This is a genomic window from Halomonas getboli, assembly GCF_023094245.1.
GTDB classification, from domain to species: Bacteria; Pseudomonadota; Gammaproteobacteria; order Pseudomonadales; family Halomonadaceae; genus Halomonas; species Halomonas getboli.
Genome location: NZ_JALMEW010000010.1, coordinates 1 through 15,961, shown reverse-complemented (window position 1 = coordinate 15,961; position 15,961 = coordinate 1). Strand labels below are relative to the sequence as shown.

Here is a 15,961-nt window from a genome sequence, read left to right as displayed (position 1 = left end):
TATGCCGGCCAGCGCATCGACTGCCTCACAAGGCATGCCCGCCGCCGAAGAGGGGCGCGACTTCTACCGCGCCCTGGTGGTCCGCCGCCAGCTGATCCTCGCCGCCCTGGCGCTGGCGCTGTTCCTCAGCCTGTGCGTCGACCTCGCGCTGGGGCCGGCCCGCTACGGCCTCGGCGAGGTCATCGCCGCGCTGTTCACCCCGGACGACGTCAGCCAGCAGGCCCGCGTCATCCTGTGGGAGATCCGCATGCCGGTGGCGCTGATGGCGCTGGCGGTCGGCGCCAGCCTGTCGGTGGCCGGCGCCCAGATGCAGACCATCCTCAGCAACCCGCTGGCCAGTCCCTTCACGCTGGGCATCTCGGCGGGCGCCAGCTTCGGCGCCGCCCTGGCGCTGGCCTTCGGCGTGACGATCGTGCCCGCGGCGGTCGACTACGTGATTCCGATCAACGCCTTCGTCATGGCCATGATCACCGCCTTCGCGATCCATGCCCTGAGCATGCGCCGCGGGGTGACGATCGAGACCATCGTGCTGCTGGGCATCGCCATGGTGTTCATCTTCAACGCCCTGATGTCGCTGATCCAGTTCTTCGCCAGCCAGCAGGCCGTCTCCGCGGTGGTGTTCTGGACCATGGGCAGCCTGACCAAGGCCACCTGGCCCAAGCTGTGGATCGCGCTCGGCGTACTGGCGGTGGTGATGCCGCTGCTGGCACGTCACGGCTGGGCGCTGACCGCCATGCGCCTGGGCGACGCCAAGGCCGAGAGCCTGGGCGTGAAGCCCCGCGCACTGCGCCTCGAGGTGCTGGTGCTGGTCTCGCTGCTGGCCGCCATCGCCGTGGCCTTCGTCGGCACCATCGGCTTCATCGGCCTGGTGGGCCCGCACATCGCGAGGATGCTGGTGGGCGAGGATCAGCGCTTCTTCCTGCCCGGCGCGGCGCTGTGCGGCGCGCTGATCCTGTCCATCGGCTCGGTGCTGTCGAAGGTGCTGATCCCGGGCACCGTCATCCCCATCGGCATCATCACCTCGCTGGTCGGCATCCCCTTCTTCCTGTTCCTCGTCCTCCGCCACAAGAAGGCCTCATGGTAACGCTCACCCTCGACGGGCTGTCGGCCCGCTACGGCCGCCGCCGCATCCTCTCCGAGGTCACCACGCCGCCCCTCGAGGGCGGCCAGGTGGTGGCCGTGCTCGGCCCCAACGCCGCAGGCAAGTCGACCCTCTTCCGGCGCATCTTCGGGCTGCTCGACGGCGCCGGCACGGTGCGCCTCGAGGGCGCCACCCGCGAGCGCCCGGTGGCCTACATGCCCCAGGACACCGGCGCCAACGCGGTGCTGACGGTCTATGAATCGGTGCTGCTGGCGCGCATGCAGGGGCGGCACCTGAACGTGCAGGCCGAGGATCTGGCCGAGGTCGACCGCGCGCTGGAGGAGCTGGGAGTCGCCGCGCTCGGCGAGCGCGACATCGGCGACCTGAGCGGCGGCCAGCGGCAGATGGTGAGCGCGGCCCAGGCGCTGGTGCAGAACCCCGAGGTGCTGCTGCTCGACGAGCCGACCTCAGCGCTGGACCTGCATCGCCAGATCCAGCTGCTGTCGATCCTGCGCCGGCTGGCGAAGGAGCGCGGCATGCTGGTGATCGCCGCCCTGCACGACCTGGGCCATGCGCTGCGCTTCACCGATCAGGCGATGGTGCTCAAGCACGGCGAGCTGATCGCCTGCGGCCCGACCGAAGAGGTGGTGACCCCCGAGCTGCTGCACCGCGTCTACCGGGTGACCGCGCGCATCGAGCGCTGCTCGCGGGGCCGGCCTCAGCTCATTGTCGAAGAGGCCGTCTGAGCCGACGCCCCTCCAGCGCCGCCAGGGCCGCGCCGCCCAGCACCAGCGGCAGCGCCACCAGAAAGCCGCTGGACGGCGCCAGCCCGAAGATCAGCAGATCGGCCAGCACCGGCCAGATCAGCGCCACGTACTCGAACGGCGCCAGGCGCGAGACCTCGGCGTAGCGCAGCGCCAGGGTCATGCAGATATGCGCGGCGCCGCCGAACAGCCCCGCCAGCACCAGCAGCGCCAGCGTCTGCCCCGACACCGCCACCCAGCCCAGCGGCAGGGTGGCCAGGCCGGCCAGCGCCGTGACCAGCACGAAGTAGAAGGCGATGGACGCCGCCGTCTCGGTGCGCGAGATGCGCCGCACCGTCACCAGCGCTCCGGCCGTCAGCAGCGCCGCCAGCACGCCCAGGCCGTAGCCCACCACCTGCCCGCGGGACTCGCCCAGGTCGGGCAGCACCAGCGCCGCCACGCCCGCCAGCACCAGCGCGAACGCCGCCGCCCGGTGCAGGGTGAAGCGCTCGCCCAGCAGCACCACGCCGCCCACCGCCATGGCCACCGGCGACAGCTGGGCCAGCAGCGTCGCCTCGGCCACCGGCAGCCGCGCCACCGCGGCGAAGGAGGCGAACATGGCCGCCGCCCCCAGCCCCGAGCGCACCAGATGCCCGAGCGGCTTGCGCGTGACCAGCGCCCGGGGAAACTCCCGCCGCCAGGTCATGAAGATCACGATCGGCAGCAGCGCGAAGGCCGAGCGGAAGAACACGGTCTGGCCCAGCGGCACCGCGTCGCTCACCGCCTTGACGCACACCATCATGCCCGTGAAGAGAATGCCCGACAGCAGCCTGAGCACGATGCCGGCCAGCGGCCGATCCGTGGCGTTATCCATGAGCGTCCCTGTGTGTGATGGAATCGGTCGGGCGCGGCCATCGTCGCGCCCGTAAGAGCCCGACATGGTACACCGTTGACGGGAATGATTCCCATCTGAAAGCTGGCGTCTTTCACTTCCCTTCCGGAAGGCGGCATGACAGCCATCGCCTGTGCGCGATACGTTGTCCGTTCTCATGACGATCGGAAAGACCGCGCACATGGACGAGCGACTCGAATGCCTCAAGCGCCTGCGAACGGGCAGCCCCTTTCACAAGCCCGGCCTCATGATGGCCATCATTTGCGAGATTCAGGCAGGGCACATCACATCGTCCCGAGTCGATCTCGACGATCGCCTGCTGGCGCGCTACCACGATATCTACGAAGCCCTGAAAGGCGAGAGAAGCAACGCGAGCCCCTGGCTGCCGCTGTGGCACCTCGCCAGCGACAAGGGGCCATCGGGGCCACTATGGACACCCGATTACCTCCCCGAGATCGCACCGCTGGCCAAACAACTGGGGCAACCGAAATCGCTGAACCAGCTGTTCGAACGCTTTTCCTCCGCACGCCTGGACGCCGAACTGTTCGAGGCACTGCAGGCCCCCGGCATGGCAGAAGCGGCCTGCCAGTTGATCGCCCACCATCATCTCGCATCGGAACCGGATGCCCTCGGCCGGCTGCAGAAATATCTTCGCGTCGCCCTCGCCAGCGGCGAATACGAGCGACAGCCGGATCGAATGCTCGGCAGCGTCGAGGAAGCAAGCCAGCAGCAATATGCCCGCTCCGCGGCCTTTCGCTCCCTGGTGCTGGAAGCCTATGACTATCGATGCGCGGCCACCCGACTGCGTTACATCACGCCGGACTACCGCTATCTAGTGGAGGCCGCCCACCTGATTCCCTTTTCCGTCAGCCAGGACGACCGCCCCGTGAACGGCTTGGCCCTGACGCCCAACCTGCACTGGGCCATGGACAATCATCTGATCGCGCCGGGGCCGGACAAGCGCTGGCACGTCAGCCCCGTCATCGACGCTCTGGTGCCAGACAATCGCTGGCTGTGCGAACTGGATAACGCGCCTCTTTCCCTGCCACGGGACGAACAGCGCCATCCTTCTCCCGAAGCACTCGCCTGGCGACTGGCACACCTGCAGCACTGAGCCAGACACGACGAGGCCCCGCCTCCCTGGGGAGTGCGGGGCCTCGAGCCTGTCGCCGGGAATGTCGCCTTACGGCTTCATGTCCTCGAAGAACTTCTTCACGCCGTCGAAGAAGCTGGTCTTCTTCGGCGAGTGATGGCTGTTGCTGCCTTCCAGGCTGTTCTGGAACTGGCGCAGCAGGTCCTTCTGCTCCTCGCTGAGCTTGACCGGAGTCTCGACGACCACCTTGCACAGCAGGTCGCCGGCGGGGCCGCCGCGGACCGGCTTGACGCCCTTGCCCTTGAGCCGGAACAGCTTGCCGGTCTGGGTCTCGGGCGGAATCTTCAGCTTGACCCGGCCGTCCAGGGTCGGCACCTCGAGCTCGCCGCCCAGGGAGGCGTCGACGAAGTTGATCGGCACCTCGCACTGCAGGTGGCGCCCGTCGCGCTCGAAGATCGGGTGCGGCTTGATGGCCACCTGCACGTAGAGATCGCCGGCCGGCCCGCCGTTGAGCCCGGCTTCGCCCTCGCCGTTGAGGCGGATGCGATCGCCGGTGTCGACGCCCGCGGGGATCTTCACCGACAGGGTACGGGTCTCGCGCACGCGACCCTCGCCGTTACAGCCGTGGCACGGCACCTTGATGTGCTGGCCGCTGCCGTGACAGGTCGGGCAGGTCTGCTGCACGGCGAAGAAGCCCTGCTGCATGCGCACCTGGCCATGACCGGCACAGGTCGGGCAGGTCTCCTTGGTGGAGCCCGGCTCGGCGCCGTCGCCGTCGCAGCGCTCGCACTCGACGTGACGCGGCACGCGGATGTCGACGCTGGTGCCGGACACCGCATCCTCGAGGTCGAGCTCGAGGTTGTAGCGCAGGTCGCTGCCACGCTGCGGGGCGTTGGGATGACGACGCGCGCCGCCCCCGCCGAAGATGTCGCCGAAGACATCGCCGAAGATGTCGCTGAAGCCGCCGGCACCGGCACCGCCGAAGCCGCCGCCACCACCGGCCTGGCCGTCGACGCCGGCATGGCCGAACTGGTCGTAGGCCGCGCGCTTCTCGCTGTCGGTCAGGACCTCGTAGGCCTCGGACACCTCGCGGAATTTCTCCGCCGAAGTATCGTCGTCCGGATTACGGTCCGGATGGTATTTCTGGGCCAGGCGTCGATAGGCCTTCTTGATCTCTTTCTGATCGGCCCCGCGCTCGACGCCCAGAACCTCGTAGTAATCACGCTTGGACATGAGTCTGTCCGCCTCCGTCGCGACGCTGCTGCGGAAACACCAACGCGGGAGTCTGGCCCCCGCGCTGGCGTCACCCGATGTCAGGCGTCGTGGTTACTGCTTCTTCTGGTCGTCGTTGACTTCCTCGTACTCGGCGTCGACCACGTCGTCTTCCTGCTTGGCGCCCGCTTCGCCGGAGGCGTCGGCGCCCTGGGCGGCCTCACCCTGCTCGGCGTACATCTTCTGCGCCAGGTTGCCGGAGGCCTCGGTCAGCTTGTCGAGCTTGGCCTGGATGTCGGCCTGATCGTCGCCCTTGACCGCTTCCTCGAGCTCGGAGGCAGCGCTCTCGATGGCCTGCTTCTCCTCGTCGGTCGCCTTGTCGCCGGCTTCCTCGAGGGTCTTGCGAGCGGCGTGGATCATGCCGTCGGCCTGGTTGCGCAGCTGGACCAGCTCCTCGAACTTCTTGTCCTCGTCGGCGTGGGCCTCGGCGTCCTGAACCATCTGATCGATCTCTTCATCGGACAGGCCGCTGGAGGCCTTGATGACGATCGACTGTTCCTTGCCGGTGGCCTTGTCCTTGGCGGACACGTTGAGGATGCCGTTGGCGTCCAGGTCGAAGGCGACCTCGATCTGCGGCACGCCGCGCGGCGCCGGCGGAATGTCGGCCAGGTCGAAGCGACCGAGCGACTTGTTGCCGCTGGACTGCTTGCGCTCACCCTGCAGCACGTGGATGGTCACGGCCGTCTGGTTGTCATCCGCGGTCGAGAAGGTCTGGGTCTTCTTGGTCGGGATGGTGGTGTTCTTCTCGATCAGCGGAGTCATCACGCCGCCGAGGGTCTCGATGCCGAGCGTCAGCGGGGTGACGTCGAGCAGCAGCACGTCCTTGACGTCGCCGCCCAGCACGCCGCCCTGGATCGCGGCGCCCACGGCCACGGCCTCGTCCGGGTTGACGTCCTTGCGGGCGTCCTTGCCGAAGAACTCGGCGACCTTGGACTGGACCATCGGCATGCGGGTCTGGCCGCCGACCAGGATCACGTCGTCGATCTCGGAGGCGGACAGGCCGGCGTCGGCCAGCGCGGTCTTGCATGGCGCCAGGGAGCGGGTCACCAGGTCTTCCACCAGCGACTCCAGCTTGGCCCGGGTCACCTTCACGTTGAGGTGCTTGGGACCGGTGTTGTCGGCGGTGATGTACGGCAGGTTGACCTCGGTCTGCTGGGCGCTGGACAGCTCGATCTTGGCCTTCTCGGCGGCTTCCTTGAGGCGCTGCATGGCCAGGTTGTCGCCGGACAGGTCGATGCCGCTGTCGGCCTTGAACTGGTCGACCAGATAGTTGATCAGCGCCAGGTCGAAGTCCTCACCGCCCAGGAAGGTGTCGCCGTTGGTGGCCAGCACCTCGAACTGGGTCTCGCCGTCGACGTCGGCCACTTCGATGATGGAGATATCGAAGGTGCCGCCACCCAGGTCATAGACCGCGATGGTCTTGTCGCCGCGGGACTTGTCCATGCCGTAGGCCAGCGCGGCCGCGGTCGGCTCGTTGATGATGCGCTTGACCTCGAGACCGGCGATGCGGCCGGCATCCTTGGTGGCCTGACGCTGGCTGTCGTTGAAGTAGGCCGGCACGGTAATGACCGCTTCGGTCACGGACTCGCCGAGATAGTCTTCGGCGGTCTTCTTCATCTTCTTCAGCACCTCGGCGCTGACCTGCGGCGGTGCCAGCTTGTTGCCCTTGACCTCGACCCAGGCGTCGCCGTTGTCGGCCTCGGCGATGGTGTAGGGCACCATCTTGATGTCCTTCTGCACCACGTCGTCGGCGAAGCGACGACCGATCAGGCGCTTGATGGCGAACAGGGTGTTCTGCGGGTTGGTCACCGCCTGGCGCTTGGCCGCCTGGCCCACCAGCGTCTCGCCGTCTTCGGTGTAGGCAATGATGGACGGAGTGGTGCGTGCGCCTTCAGCGTTCTCGATCACCTTGGGGCTGTCGCCGTCGAGCACGGCAACGCAAGAGTTGGTGGTCCCCAGGTCAATACCGATGATGCGTCCCATAGGAAATCCTCGAAAATTAGCTGTTACGTGTTTCGTTCGTTCGCGGCGTTCACCGCGGGATGACGTTTATCTGGGGGCCCTCGACGCCATTTCAAGGGGGTCGGGGCGATTTCGCGTCGCCTCAGCCGGCGGCCTGGCTGACCACCACCATCGCCGGGCGCACCAGGCGACCGTTGAGCAGGTAGCCCTTCTGCATCACGTCCATCACGGTGTTGGGCTCGAGCTCGGGGTTCGGCACCATGGCCATGGCCTCGTGGTACTGCGGGTCGAAGGGCTCGCCGGACGGCTCGACCTGCTCGACGCCGAACTTGTTGAGCACGTCGAGCTGCATCTTCAGGGTCATGGAGACGCCCTCGCGGTGCGCCTCGGTGGCGTCCTCGCCCATGGCCTCGAGCGCCTTCTCCAGGCTGTCGACCACCGGCAGCAGCTCCTTGACGAACTTCTCCAGCGCGAACTTGCGGGCCTTCTCGGCCTCCTGCTCGGCGCGGCGACGCACGTTCTGGGCCTCGGCCGCGGTGCGCATCGACTGGTCCTTGGCCTCTTCCAGGGCCTGCTCGAGCTCCTCGACCTTGGCGGCGAGCATCTCGGCCTCCGGATTGTCGGACTCGACCTCGGCGTTCTCTTCGGCGGCCTCGGCCGCGTCGACGGCGTCTTCCAGCTCGCCCTCGACGGGCTCGGGCTCGACTTGGGTGTCGGCCTCGTCCTGCTGGCGGGCCAGCTCGTCGTCCAGCGGGGTCTGCGGATCTTTGGCCATGCGTCTCTCCTGAAATGCCGGCCGGCGGCCGAAGCCGCCAGCGAGACTGATATGTCGGTGAAAAATGCCGTTGCCAGCTATATGGGGCTGGCCGCGTCGATCTCAAGGGATGAAGACGCGCGGGAATCGGAGCGTGCGTTGTCCCCCTCCCTGAACTACTGTATAAACGCACAAGCCAGTGGATGAATAACCAGTAGTTTCGCCCGTCATTCCGAAACCGGCCCCGGGAGGCATCATGCTGACAGAGCTCGCCATTCGTGACTTCGCCATCGTCGACCATCTGGAGCTCGAGCTCGGCGGCGGCATGACCGCCATCACCGGCGAGACCGGGGCCGGCAAATCCATCCTCCTCGGCGCCCTGGGGCTGTGCCTCGGCGAGCGCGCCGACGCCGGCAGCGTGCGCCACGGCGCCGAGCGCGCCGACCTCAGCGCGCGCTTCGACATCGCCGCCCTGCCCGCCGCCCGGGAGTGGCTGGCCAGCCGCGAGCTGCCCGAGGACGACTGTCTGCTGCGCCGCGTGGTGACCCGGGGCGGACGCTCCAAGGCCTGGATCAACGGCCAGCCCGCCACCGTGGCCGATCTCAAGGCGCTGGGCGGCCACCTGATCGAGATCCACGGCCAGCACGCCCATCAGGCGCTGCTCGGCGAAGAGACCCACCTGCGGCTGCTCGACGACTTCGCCGGCCACGACGAGGCGGTGATCGCGCTGGGCGAGACCTTCCGCGAGTGGCGCGAGACCAAGCGCCGCCTCAAGCGGCTGGCCGAAGACGGCGACGAGCTGCGCGCCCGCCGCCAGCTGCTGCGCTATCAGGTGGAGGAGCTCGACCAGCTGGCGCTGGCCGACGACGAGCTGTCCGGCCTGGAGGCCGAACAGGAGGCGCTGGCCCACGCCGAGGAGCGCCTGCGCGAGGCCCAGTTCGCCGCCACCTGCTGCGACGGCGAGGAGGGTGGCGCCCTGCCACTGCTGCAGCAGGCCGTGAATCATCTCTCCGCGCTGCCCGGCAGCGACCGCGGCGCCCTGGCCGAGGCGCTGACGATGCTCGGCGACGCCTGCATCCAGGTCGAGGAAGCCGGCCGCGAGCTCAACCACTTCGCCGCCGGGGTCGAACTCGACCCCGAGCGCCTGGCCTGGGTCGAGGAGCGCCTCGGCGAGGTCCACCGCATCGCGCGCAAGCATCACATCTCGCCCGAGGAGCTGACCGAACTGCACCAGCGGCTGGCCGCCGAGCTGGCCGAGCTGGAAGACGGCGGCGACGACCTGGAGGCGCTCGCCGCCGAGGTCGACGCCCTGGAGGCGCGCTGGCGTGAACAGGCCGAGACCGTGAGCGCCGCCCGCCGCGCGGCCGCCGCGCGCTTCGGCACCGCCGTGCAGGACCAGCTAGCCTTCCTGGCCATGGGCAAGGCGCGCTTCGAGGTCGAGGTCCGCGAGCGCGAGGCACCGGCTCCGGAGGGGCTCGACCGGGTACGCTTTTTGATCAGCGCCAACCCCGGCCAGCCGGCCCGCCCGCTGGCCAAGGTGGCCTCCGGCGGCGAGCTGTCCCGCGTCAGCCTGGCGATCCAGGTGGTGGCGGCCCAGCACTCCACCATCCCCAGCCTGGTGTTCGACGAGGTCGACGTCGGCGTGTCCGGCGCCACCGCCGAGATCGTCGGCCAGCTGCTGCGTCGACTGGGCGGCAACGGCCAGGTGATGACCGTAACCCACCTGCCCCAGGTGGCAGCCCAGGCCCACCAGCATCTGCACATCGCCAAGCAGGCCGAGGACGACACCACCCTGACCCGCATGGCGCTGCTCGACGAGGCCGGCCGCGTCGGCGAACTGGCGCGCATGCTCGGCGGCATGAAGTTGACCGACCAGACCCTGGCCCACGCCCGGGAGATGCTCGACGCCAGCCAGCGCGCCCGCCACTGAGACGCGCCGACGCCCGCCGGCACGCCGTCATGCCCACCAATGAGAACGGCCCCGATCCAGTGGATCGGGGCCGTTCGCTGTTCGGCGGCGGTCGTGCCTACGCCTGCTACTTACTCGGGCGTCACTTTTTCAGGTTCAGCTCCTGACGGGTCGCCTTGGACCCCTTGGGGCGCACATAGAGCACCAGCGCATGATCGACGAGCTCGTAACCGTGCTCCTCGGCAATCTCCTGCTGGCGGCGCTCGATGGTCTCGTCGAAGAACTCGACGATCTCGCCGCTGTCCAGGCACACCATGTGATCGTGGTGCTCTTCCTGGGTCAGCTCGAAGACGGCGTGGCCGCCATCGAAGTTGTGGCGGGTCACCAGTCCGGCGGACTCGAACTGAGTCAGCACCCGATAGACGGTCGCGAGACCCACGTCCTCACCGGAGTCGAGCAGCGTCTTGTAGACGTCCTCGGCGCTCAGATGATGCTGATTGGTGGCATTCTCGAGGATATGCAGGATCTTGACGCGCGGCAGGGTCACTTTGAGACCGGCCTTGCGCAGTTCATGGTTCTGGTCGGCCATGGTTGCTCTTCGCAGTATCGGGTAGGGTCGGTTATGATCGACCGAAACCACGATAGTGAAGAACGGCCGCAAATGCAAAAGCTGAGCAGAATTGTCACCCTTTCCATCGCCCTGACGCTGATCAGCGGCTGCAGCTACTTCGGCGTCTACAAGCGCGACCTGGCCCAGGGCAACCTGGTGACCCCGGCGATGACCGAACAGCTGCACGCCGGCATGACCCGCCAGCAGGTCATCGATCTGATGGGCAGCCCGCTGCTCGAGGCGCCCTTCGACGCCGACCAGTGGGACTACGTCTATCGCCTGGACAAGGCCTACGGCGACGTAGAGCAGCGCCGCCTGACGCTGACCTTCGATGGCGACCGCCTGGCCGCCATCGAGCACGAAGGCGACTTCTCCCATCCGCCGGCGCTGATCTCCAAGCAGGGCATCGGCCCGTCCGGCGAAAGCGACACCTCGCGCGGCAACCTCTTCAACGTGGTGCCGAACGAGGAATAAGCGGGCGAGGCCTCAGGAAGAACGCGCAGCGCGGGCGGCCCTGGCCGCCCGCGCTGCCTTGGGGTCCAGCTCGAGCGGGCGATAGACCTCGACCCGATCGCCGTCTGCCAGCGCATGGGTCTCGGGCTCGCGCAATGCCCTGCCGAAGATGCCCAGATCGGCCTCGGCGAAGGTCTCCGGCGCGAGCTCGGGAAAGTGCACCTCCAGCTCGGCCAGGGCCACCGCCCGGCGGGCCGTGGTGCCCTCGGGCACCGTCAGCTCGACGATGCGCTGGCGCTGCGGCATGGCGAAGGCCACCTCGACGCGCAGCATCTCAGTAGCGCCCCCGGCCGTAGAGATCGTCGGCGCGACGAGTGAAGGAATCGACCAGCTGGCCGGCGACCTGCTGGAAGAGCTTGCCGAAGGCCATGCCCAGCAGGCGGCTGGCAAACTCGAACTCCATCTCCAGGCTCACCTTGCAGGCGCCGTCGCCCATCGGCAGGAACTGCCAGCGGCCGCGCAGCCGCTTGAAGGGCCCGCTGACCAGCGACAGTTCGATGCGCTCGGGCTCGTGAAGGTCGTTGCGGGTGGTGAAACTCTGCTCGATGCCGGCGCGCCCCAGGGTCATCTCGCCGACCAGGTGCGCCTCGTCCCGCTCGATCAGGCGCGCCCGTCGACAGCCCGGCAGGAATTCCGGATAGCGTTCGAAATCGTTGACCAGATCGAACATTTCCTGAGGGGTGTGCCGCACCAGGGCGGACCGATTGACCGTTGGCATTGACCTCTCCGCTGACTTCAAGGGGCCCAGGGCGTATCATGAGCGGTTATTTCGGCCTTGAATGGTATCACGCTTCCCCCCATATCGGAGGGGGCAGGCCGCCACCGGCAAGCACAGACACGAGGTTCCATGGCCAGCAAGAAAGGTAAAGGCAAGGGTCCCGGCAGCAACGCCATCGCGCTGAACAAGAAGGCGCGTTTCGAGTACCACATCAACGAGACCTTCGAGGCCGGCCTGTCGCTGGCCGGCTGGGAGGTCAAGAGCCTGCGCGCCGGCAAGGCGCAGCTCACCGACACCTACATCCTGGTCAAGAACGGCGAGGCCTGGCTGCTGGGGAGCCACGTGACGCCGCTCAACACCGCCAGCACCCACGAGGTCGCCGACCCGACTCGGACGCGCAAGCTGCTGCTGCACAAGAAGGAGATCGCCAGGATCTTCTCGCGCACCCAGGACAAGGGGCACACCTGCGTGCCGCTCAAGCTGTACTGGAAGGGCAACAAGGTGAAGTGCGAGCTGGCGCTGGTGTCGGGCAAGAAGCTGCACGACAAGCGGGCCACCGAGAAGGACCGCGACTGGCAACGCCAGAAGGGCCGCATCATGCGCGAACAAAACCGCGGCTGAGGTGTCATAAGATCGGCCATCCTGATAAGATGGCGACGTTCTGGGGGCGACATGGCTTCGACGCCGATGACAACCCCTGAGGTGCATGCCGAGAGCGTGATGTATCTCGTAAATCCAACATCACGATTAAATAGTCGCAAACGACGACAACTACGCTCAGGGCGCGCTGGCAGCTTAAACGCCGCTAGCTTCTAGTCCTACCCGGCGGCGATGTGCCCATTCATCGCCAAAGGGCACGAGCTCAGATTGATGGGATCGCGGTTGGCTTCGTCCTCGCGTCAACCGTTAAATCTTAGAGGAATCGCGTTTCTGGATCCTGCCCGTCGGAGCCAGCGACGTTAAAACAAATGACGGAACTAAGCATGTAGAGCCGATGGGCGAGTGTCGGCGGACGCGGGTTCGATTCCCGCCGCCTCCACCAAACTCAGAGAAAGGCCACCCTACTCGGGTGGCTTTTTTCGTTTGAAGAGGGCGAAAGACACCGGCTCCGCCGACGCGGTGTCGGCCCTCTCTCGACCACCTGGGCCCGATTCCCGCCACCCCCACCAAACTCAGAAAGAAGCCACCCCACCCGGGTGGCTTTTTTCGTTTGAAGAGGGCGAAAGACACCGGCTCCGCCGTCGCGGTGTCGACCCTCTCTCGACGACCTGGGCCCGATTCCCGCCACCCCCACCAAACTCAGAAAGAAGCCACCCCACCCAGGTGGCTTTTTTCGTTTGGGAATGCTCATAGAGACCGGCTTGCCCGGGATACGACGCGCTGCGATATGATGATGACCTACCCGCCAGACGCGAGCCCCGCATGGCCGATCATCTTCCGCCCGTTCCCGAATGCCCCGAGCCCGACTGGGCCGTCGTCGAGCGCCGGACGATCGTCGAGTGCGACGAGCCGCTGGTGCCGGTCAGCCTCGCGCCCATGCCGCTGCGGGCGTACCCGGTCTATGCGCGGCTCGGCATTCCCGGCGCCGTCCATGACTGCTACGTGCGCGAGGGCGTATATCGCCGACTGCTGGCGGTGGCCCGCGCCCTGCCCGAGGGACTCAGCCTGCTGGTGCTGGATGGCTGGCGACCCTGGCGGGTGCAGCAGCACCTCTTCGACACGCTGCAGGAGGCGATCCGCTCGCGCCACCCCGAGCTCGATGCCGAGACCCTGGCGACGCGCACCCGAGAGTTCGTCGCCCTGCCGAGCCAGTCGCCGGAGGCGCCGAGCCCGCACCTGACCGGCGGCGCCGTGGACGTGACTCTGTGCGATGCCGACGGCCTGCCGCTGGACATGGGCACACTGTTCGACGAGGCCGTGCCGGCGTCCCACAGCGCGGCCCTGGAACGCCTGGACGCGCCCGGCAAGGCCGAGCGCCGGGCCCGCGACCGTCGCCGCCTGCTGTACCACGCCATGGCCGCCGAGGGTTTCACCAACCTGCCGAGCGAGTGGTGGCACTTCGACCTCGGCGATCCGCTGTGGGCCCACTACGGCGATCATCCCGCCGCCCGCTACGGCGCCACCCGGCCGGTGACGCTGGAGAGCCGCTGGCGGCGCGGCGTCTGACCTGTCCGCCCCGCCTCGTCTTTCCAGCGGCCAGACGCAGCGACGCCGGGCCACTCGCGTGGCCCGGCGTCGCTCGGCGCGGCATTCCCGCCAGGATCAGGCCGTGGCGTGCATCGCCAGGGCGGTATCCAGCATGCGGTTGGAGAAGCCCCATTCATTGTCGTACCAGGCCATGACCTTCACCAGGCGACCGTTGGTCACGCGGGTGTGATTGCTGTCGAAGGTGGAGGAGTTGGCGTCATGGTTGAAGTCGATCGACACCAGCGGCTGCTCGTTGACCGCCAGCACCGGCGACGCCTGAGCCGCCTCGGCGACGATGGCGTTGATCTCTTCCTTGGTGGTGTCGCGGCTCGCCGTGAAGGTCAGATCCACCAGCGAGACATTGATCACCGGCACGCGCACCGCCAGACCGTCGAGCTTGCCGTCCAGCTCCGGCAGCACCAGCCCCACCGCAGCGGCGGCGCCGGTCTTGGTCGGGATCATGGAGTGCGTGGCGCTGCGAGCCCGGTAGGGGTCCTTGTGATAGACGTCGGACAGGTTCTGATCGTTGGTGTAGGCGTGCACCGTGGTCATCAGACCGTTCTCGATACCCACCGTCTCGTTCAGCACCTTGGCCACCGGGGCCAGGCAGTTGGTGGTGCAGGAGGCGTTGGACACCACCTTGTGCTCGGCGGTCAGCACGTCCTCGTTGACGCCGAAGACCACGGTGGCGTCAGCGTCCGGGCTCGGCGCGGAGACCAGCACGCGACCGGCACCGGCCTCGAGGTGCTTGCCGGCATCGGCGCGCTTGGTGAACAGCCCGGTGCACTCCATCACCAGGTCCACGCCCAGGCGCTCCCAGGGCAGCTGGGCCGGGTCGCGCTCGGAGATGATCTCGATGCGATCGCCGTCGACCGTCAGGCTGCTCTCGTCGTGAGAGACCTCGAAGGGGAAGTGGCCGTGCACGGTGTCGTGGCGCAGCAGGTGGGCGTTGAGGGCCGGATCGCCCAGGTCGTTGATGGCGACGACCTGCACCCGGTCGCGATAGCCACCCTCGTACAGCGCACGAAACACGTTGCGACCAATGCGACCGAAACCGTTGATGGCGATCTTGAGCGTCATGGCGTGATCCTCTCGAAACCAGTTACCGACTTGTCGGATGGGAGCGTGTCGAGCCGGAGAAGCGGCGGCCGCCGCCTCGCGAACGACCCGAAGGCTCGTCTTGTCCTTCAATGTGGATCAGGATGGCGCTCGAGACAAGCGATTTTTCGTAATTTTACAACACCGCCAACTCCCTCATTCCCTCCGGACTTTGCTAAAAGCTTCTCCTCAAAGGGGGTTGTATGAAAAAATCTCGCCAGGAGCAGGGTGAGGACGACTTTGGTCGAAGGCGCTTTGTTTCGTAATATCACCACTACTACGATATCTTGACCCTTTCATTTCCCGCCGCACCGACCGCGCCACAGGAGAATCGGCATGTCTGATCGCCCCACCCCGCTCCGCCGCACCAAGATCGTCGCCACTCTCGGCCCCGCCAGCGACCGCGAGGGCGTGCTGGAGCAGATGATCGCCGCCGGCGTCGACGTGGTGCGCCTCAACTTCTCCCACGGCTCGGCGGACGACCATCGCCGCCGGTTGAGTGCGGTGCGCGAGATCGCCGCCCGCCAGGGCCGCAGCGTCGCCGCCCTGGGTGATCTGCAGGGACCCAAGATCCGCATCGCCCGCTTCGGCGCGGGCAAGGTCGTGCTGGAGGAAGGCGCGCCCTTCGTCATCGACGTGGCCCTCGAGCGCGAGGCCGGCGACGCCGAGCGGGTCGGCTGCGACTACCGCGCACTGGCCGACGACGTGGCCGCCGGCGACCGCCTGCTGCTCGACGACGGCCGGGTGGTGCTCGACGTCGACCGCGTCGACGGCAGCGCCATCCACACCACGGTGGTGGTCGGCGGCGAGCTATCCAACAACAAGGGCATCAACAAGCAGGGCGGCGGGCTCTCCGCCCCGGCGCTGACCGACAAGGACAAGGCCGACCTCGAGACCGCCATGGCCATCGGCGTCGACTATCTCGCCGTGTCCTTCCCGCGCAGCGCCGCCGATATGCAGGAAGCCAGAGCCCTCCTCGGAGACGCCGGAAAGGAAATCGGCCTGGTGGCCAAGCTCGAGCGCGCCGAGGCGGTGGCCGACGACGCCACGCTCGACGGCATCATCGAGGCCAGCGAGGCGGTGATGGTGGCCCGCGGCGATCTCGGCGTGGAGATCGGCGACGAGGCGC

The 15,961-nt window shown here is 67.6% G+C and carries 16 protein-coding genes and 1 other RNA gene; 9 read left to right on the top strand and 8 right to left on the bottom strand.

Annotation, left to right across the window (positions count from 1 at the left end; genetic code table 11):
* Position 1: 1 nt before the first annotated feature.
* Together MYL53_RS16115 and MYL53_RS16110 are read left to right on the top strand one after the other, a co-directional pair.
* Positions 2-1,084, top strand: a complete 1,083-nt coding sequence (locus tag MYL53_RS16115; RefSeq protein ID WP_247854997.1) for a FecCD family ABC transporter permease — start codon at positions 2-4, stop codon at positions 1,082-1,084.
* The gene (locus MYL53_RS16110; RefSeq protein ID WP_247854996.1) at positions 1,078-1,827 is read left to right on the top strand and encodes an ABC transporter ATP-binding protein; all 750 of its coding nucleotides are present in this window, start codon (positions 1,078-1,080) and stop codon (positions 1,825-1,827) included. The genes MYL53_RS16115 and MYL53_RS16110 overlap by 7 nt, the downstream gene beginning before the upstream one ends.
* Here MYL53_RS16110 and MYL53_RS16105 read toward each other — a convergent pair.
* The gene (locus MYL53_RS16105; RefSeq protein WP_247854994.1) at positions 1,805-2,698 is read right to left on the bottom strand and encodes a DMT family transporter; all 894 of its coding nucleotides are present in this window, start codon (positions 2,696-2,698) and stop codon (positions 1,805-1,807) included. The two genes, MYL53_RS16110 and MYL53_RS16105, sit on opposite strands and share 23 nt — an antisense overlap.
* Before the next feature lie 199 nt (positions 2,699-2,897).
* Here MYL53_RS16105 and MYL53_RS16100 point away from each other — a divergent pair, with 199 nt between their 5' ends.
* The gene (locus MYL53_RS16100) at positions 2,898-3,830 is read left to right on the top strand and encodes an HNH endonuclease (RefSeq protein ID WP_247854991.1); all 933 of its coding nucleotides are present in this window, start codon (positions 2,898-2,900) and stop codon (positions 3,828-3,830) included.
* 69 nt (positions 3,831-3,899) lie between these two features.
* Here MYL53_RS16100 and dnaJ read toward each other — a convergent pair whose 3' ends face one another.
* The 3 genes from dnaJ to grpE all read right to left on the bottom strand — a co-directional run bounded on the left by dnaJ (position 3,900) and on the right by grpE (position 7,818).
* Positions 3,900-5,042: a molecular chaperone DnaJ gene (gene dnaJ / locus MYL53_RS16095; RefSeq protein ID WP_247854988.1), complete on the bottom strand. Its 1,143-nt coding sequence runs from the start codon at positions 5,040-5,042 to the stop codon at positions 3,900-3,902.
* A 93-nt stretch (positions 5,043-5,135) separates the two neighbouring features.
* A complete protein-coding gene (gene dnaK, locus MYL53_RS16090; protein WP_247854986.1) occupies positions 5,136-7,064 on the bottom strand; it encodes a molecular chaperone DnaK in 1,929 nt (642 codons plus the stop codon).
* A 121-nt stretch (positions 7,065-7,185) separates the two neighbouring features.
* Positions 7,186-7,818: a nucleotide exchange factor GrpE gene (gene grpE / locus MYL53_RS16085; RefSeq protein WP_247854984.1), complete on the bottom strand. Its 633-nt coding sequence runs from the start codon at positions 7,816-7,818 to the stop codon at positions 7,186-7,188.
* A gap of 235 nt (positions 7,819-8,053) precedes the next feature.
* On the opposite strand from grpE, the gene recN reads away from it, so the two are divergent.
* Positions 8,054-9,727, top strand: a complete 1,674-nt coding sequence (gene recN, locus MYL53_RS16080) for a DNA repair protein RecN (protein WP_247854982.1) — start codon at positions 8,054-8,056, stop codon at positions 9,725-9,727.
* A 121-nt stretch (positions 9,728-9,848) separates the two neighbouring features.
* Here recN and fur read toward each other — a convergent pair whose 3' ends face one another.
* Positions 9,849-10,295 (bottom strand): ferric iron uptake transcriptional regulator, encoded by a 447-nt coding sequence (gene fur / locus MYL53_RS16075; RefSeq protein ID WP_247854980.1) that lies wholly within the window; start codon positions 10,293-10,295, stop codon positions 9,849-9,851.
* A 72-nt stretch (positions 10,296-10,367) separates the two neighbouring features.
* Here fur and MYL53_RS16070 point away from each other — a divergent pair, with 72 nt between their 5' ends.
* On the top strand, positions 10,368-10,790 hold the full coding sequence (locus MYL53_RS16070) for an outer membrane protein assembly factor BamE (RefSeq protein ID WP_247854978.1): 423 nt from the start codon (positions 10,368-10,370) through the stop codon (positions 10,788-10,790).
* 12 nt (positions 10,791-10,802) lie between these two features.
* Here the strand turns inward: MYL53_RS16070 and MYL53_RS16065 are convergent, their stop codons facing one another.
* Entirely contained in the window at positions 10,803-11,102 is a 300-nt protein-coding gene (locus tag MYL53_RS16065) for an RnfH family protein (RefSeq protein WP_247854975.1), read from the bottom strand.
* Between the two features lies 1 nt (position 11,103).
* On the bottom strand, positions 11,104-11,547 hold the full coding sequence (locus MYL53_RS16060; protein WP_247854973.1) for a type II toxin-antitoxin system RatA family toxin: 444 nt from the start codon (positions 11,545-11,547) through the stop codon (positions 11,104-11,106).
* A gap of 129 nt (positions 11,548-11,676) precedes the next feature.
* Between MYL53_RS16060 and smpB the strand changes: the two genes are divergently transcribed.
* The 3 genes from smpB (at position 11,677) to MYL53_RS16045 (ending at position 13,713) form a co-directional block, all read left to right on the top strand.
* Positions 11,677-12,168: an SsrA-binding protein SmpB gene (gene smpB, locus MYL53_RS16055; RefSeq protein ID WP_247854972.1), complete on the top strand. Its 492-nt coding sequence runs from the start codon at positions 11,677-11,679 to the stop codon at positions 12,166-12,168.
* Between the two features lie 42 nt (positions 12,169-12,210).
* Positions 12,211-12,589: a transfer-messenger RNA gene (gene ssrA, locus MYL53_RS16050) on the top strand.
* Between the two features lie 380 nt (positions 12,590-12,969).
* Positions 12,970-13,713: a M15 family metallopeptidase gene (locus MYL53_RS16045; RefSeq protein WP_247854970.1), complete on the top strand. Its 744-nt coding sequence runs from the start codon at positions 12,970-12,972 to the stop codon at positions 13,711-13,713.
* Between the two features lie 96 nt (positions 13,714-13,809).
* Here MYL53_RS16045 and gap read toward each other — a convergent pair whose 3' ends face one another.
* Entirely contained in the window at positions 13,810-14,814 is a 1,005-nt protein-coding gene (gene gap, locus MYL53_RS16040; protein WP_247854968.1) for a type I glyceraldehyde-3-phosphate dehydrogenase, read from the bottom strand.
* 354 nt (positions 14,815-15,168) lie between these two features.
* On the opposite strand from gap, the gene MYL53_RS16035 reads away from it, so the two are divergent.
* Positions 15,169-15,961, top strand: a 793-nt coding sequence (locus MYL53_RS16035; protein WP_247854967.1) for a pyruvate kinase, incomplete at its 3' end; no start/stop codon positions are given.

Coding starts and splice junctions, on each gene's coding strand:
- MYL53_RS16115 (WP_247854997.1), top strand. CDS start 2: ATGCCGGCCAGCGCATCGACTGCCTCACAAGGCATGCCCGCCGCCGAA.
- MYL53_RS16110 (WP_247854996.1), top strand. CDS start 1,078: ATGGTAACGCTCACCCTCGACGGGCTGTCGGCCCGCTACGGCCGCCGC.
- MYL53_RS16105 (WP_247854994.1), bottom strand. CDS start 2,698: ATGGATAACGCCACGGATCGGCCGCTGGCCGGCATCGTGCTCAGGCTG.
- MYL53_RS16100 (WP_247854991.1), top strand. CDS start 2,898: ATGGACGAGCGACTCGAATGCCTCAAGCGCCTGCGAACGGGCAGCCCC.
- dnaJ (WP_247854988.1), bottom strand. CDS start 5,042: ATGTCCAAGCGTGATTACTACGAGGTTCTGGGCGTCGAGCGCGGGGCC.
- dnaK (WP_247854986.1), bottom strand. CDS start 7,064: ATGGGACGCATCATCGGTATTGACCTGGGGACCACCAACTCTTGCGTT.
- grpE (WP_247854984.1), bottom strand. CDS start 7,818: ATGGCCAAAGATCCGCAGACCCCGCTGGACGACGAGCTGGCCCGCCAG.
- recN (WP_247854982.1), top strand. CDS start 8,054: ATGCTGACAGAGCTCGCCATTCGTGACTTCGCCATCGTCGACCATCTG.
- fur (WP_247854980.1), bottom strand. CDS start 10,295: ATGGCCGACCAGAACCATGAACTGCGCAAGGCCGGTCTCAAAGTGACC.
- MYL53_RS16070 (WP_247854978.1), top strand. CDS start 10,368: ATGCAAAAGCTGAGCAGAATTGTCACCCTTTCCATCGCCCTGACGCTG.
- MYL53_RS16065 (WP_247854975.1), bottom strand. CDS start 11,102: ATGCTGCGCGTCGAGGTGGCCTTCGCCATGCCGCAGCGCCAGCGCATC.
- MYL53_RS16060 (WP_247854973.1), bottom strand. CDS start 11,547: ATGCCAACGGTCAATCGGTCCGCCCTGGTGCGGCACACCCCTCAGGAA.
- smpB (WP_247854972.1), top strand. CDS start 11,677: ATGGCCAGCAAGAAAGGTAAAGGCAAGGGTCCCGGCAGCAACGCCATC.
- MYL53_RS16045 (WP_247854970.1), top strand. CDS start 12,970: ATGGCCGATCATCTTCCGCCCGTTCCCGAATGCCCCGAGCCCGACTGG.
- gap (WP_247854968.1), bottom strand. CDS start 14,814: ATGACGCTCAAGATCGCCATCAACGGTTTCGGTCGCATTGGTCGCAAC.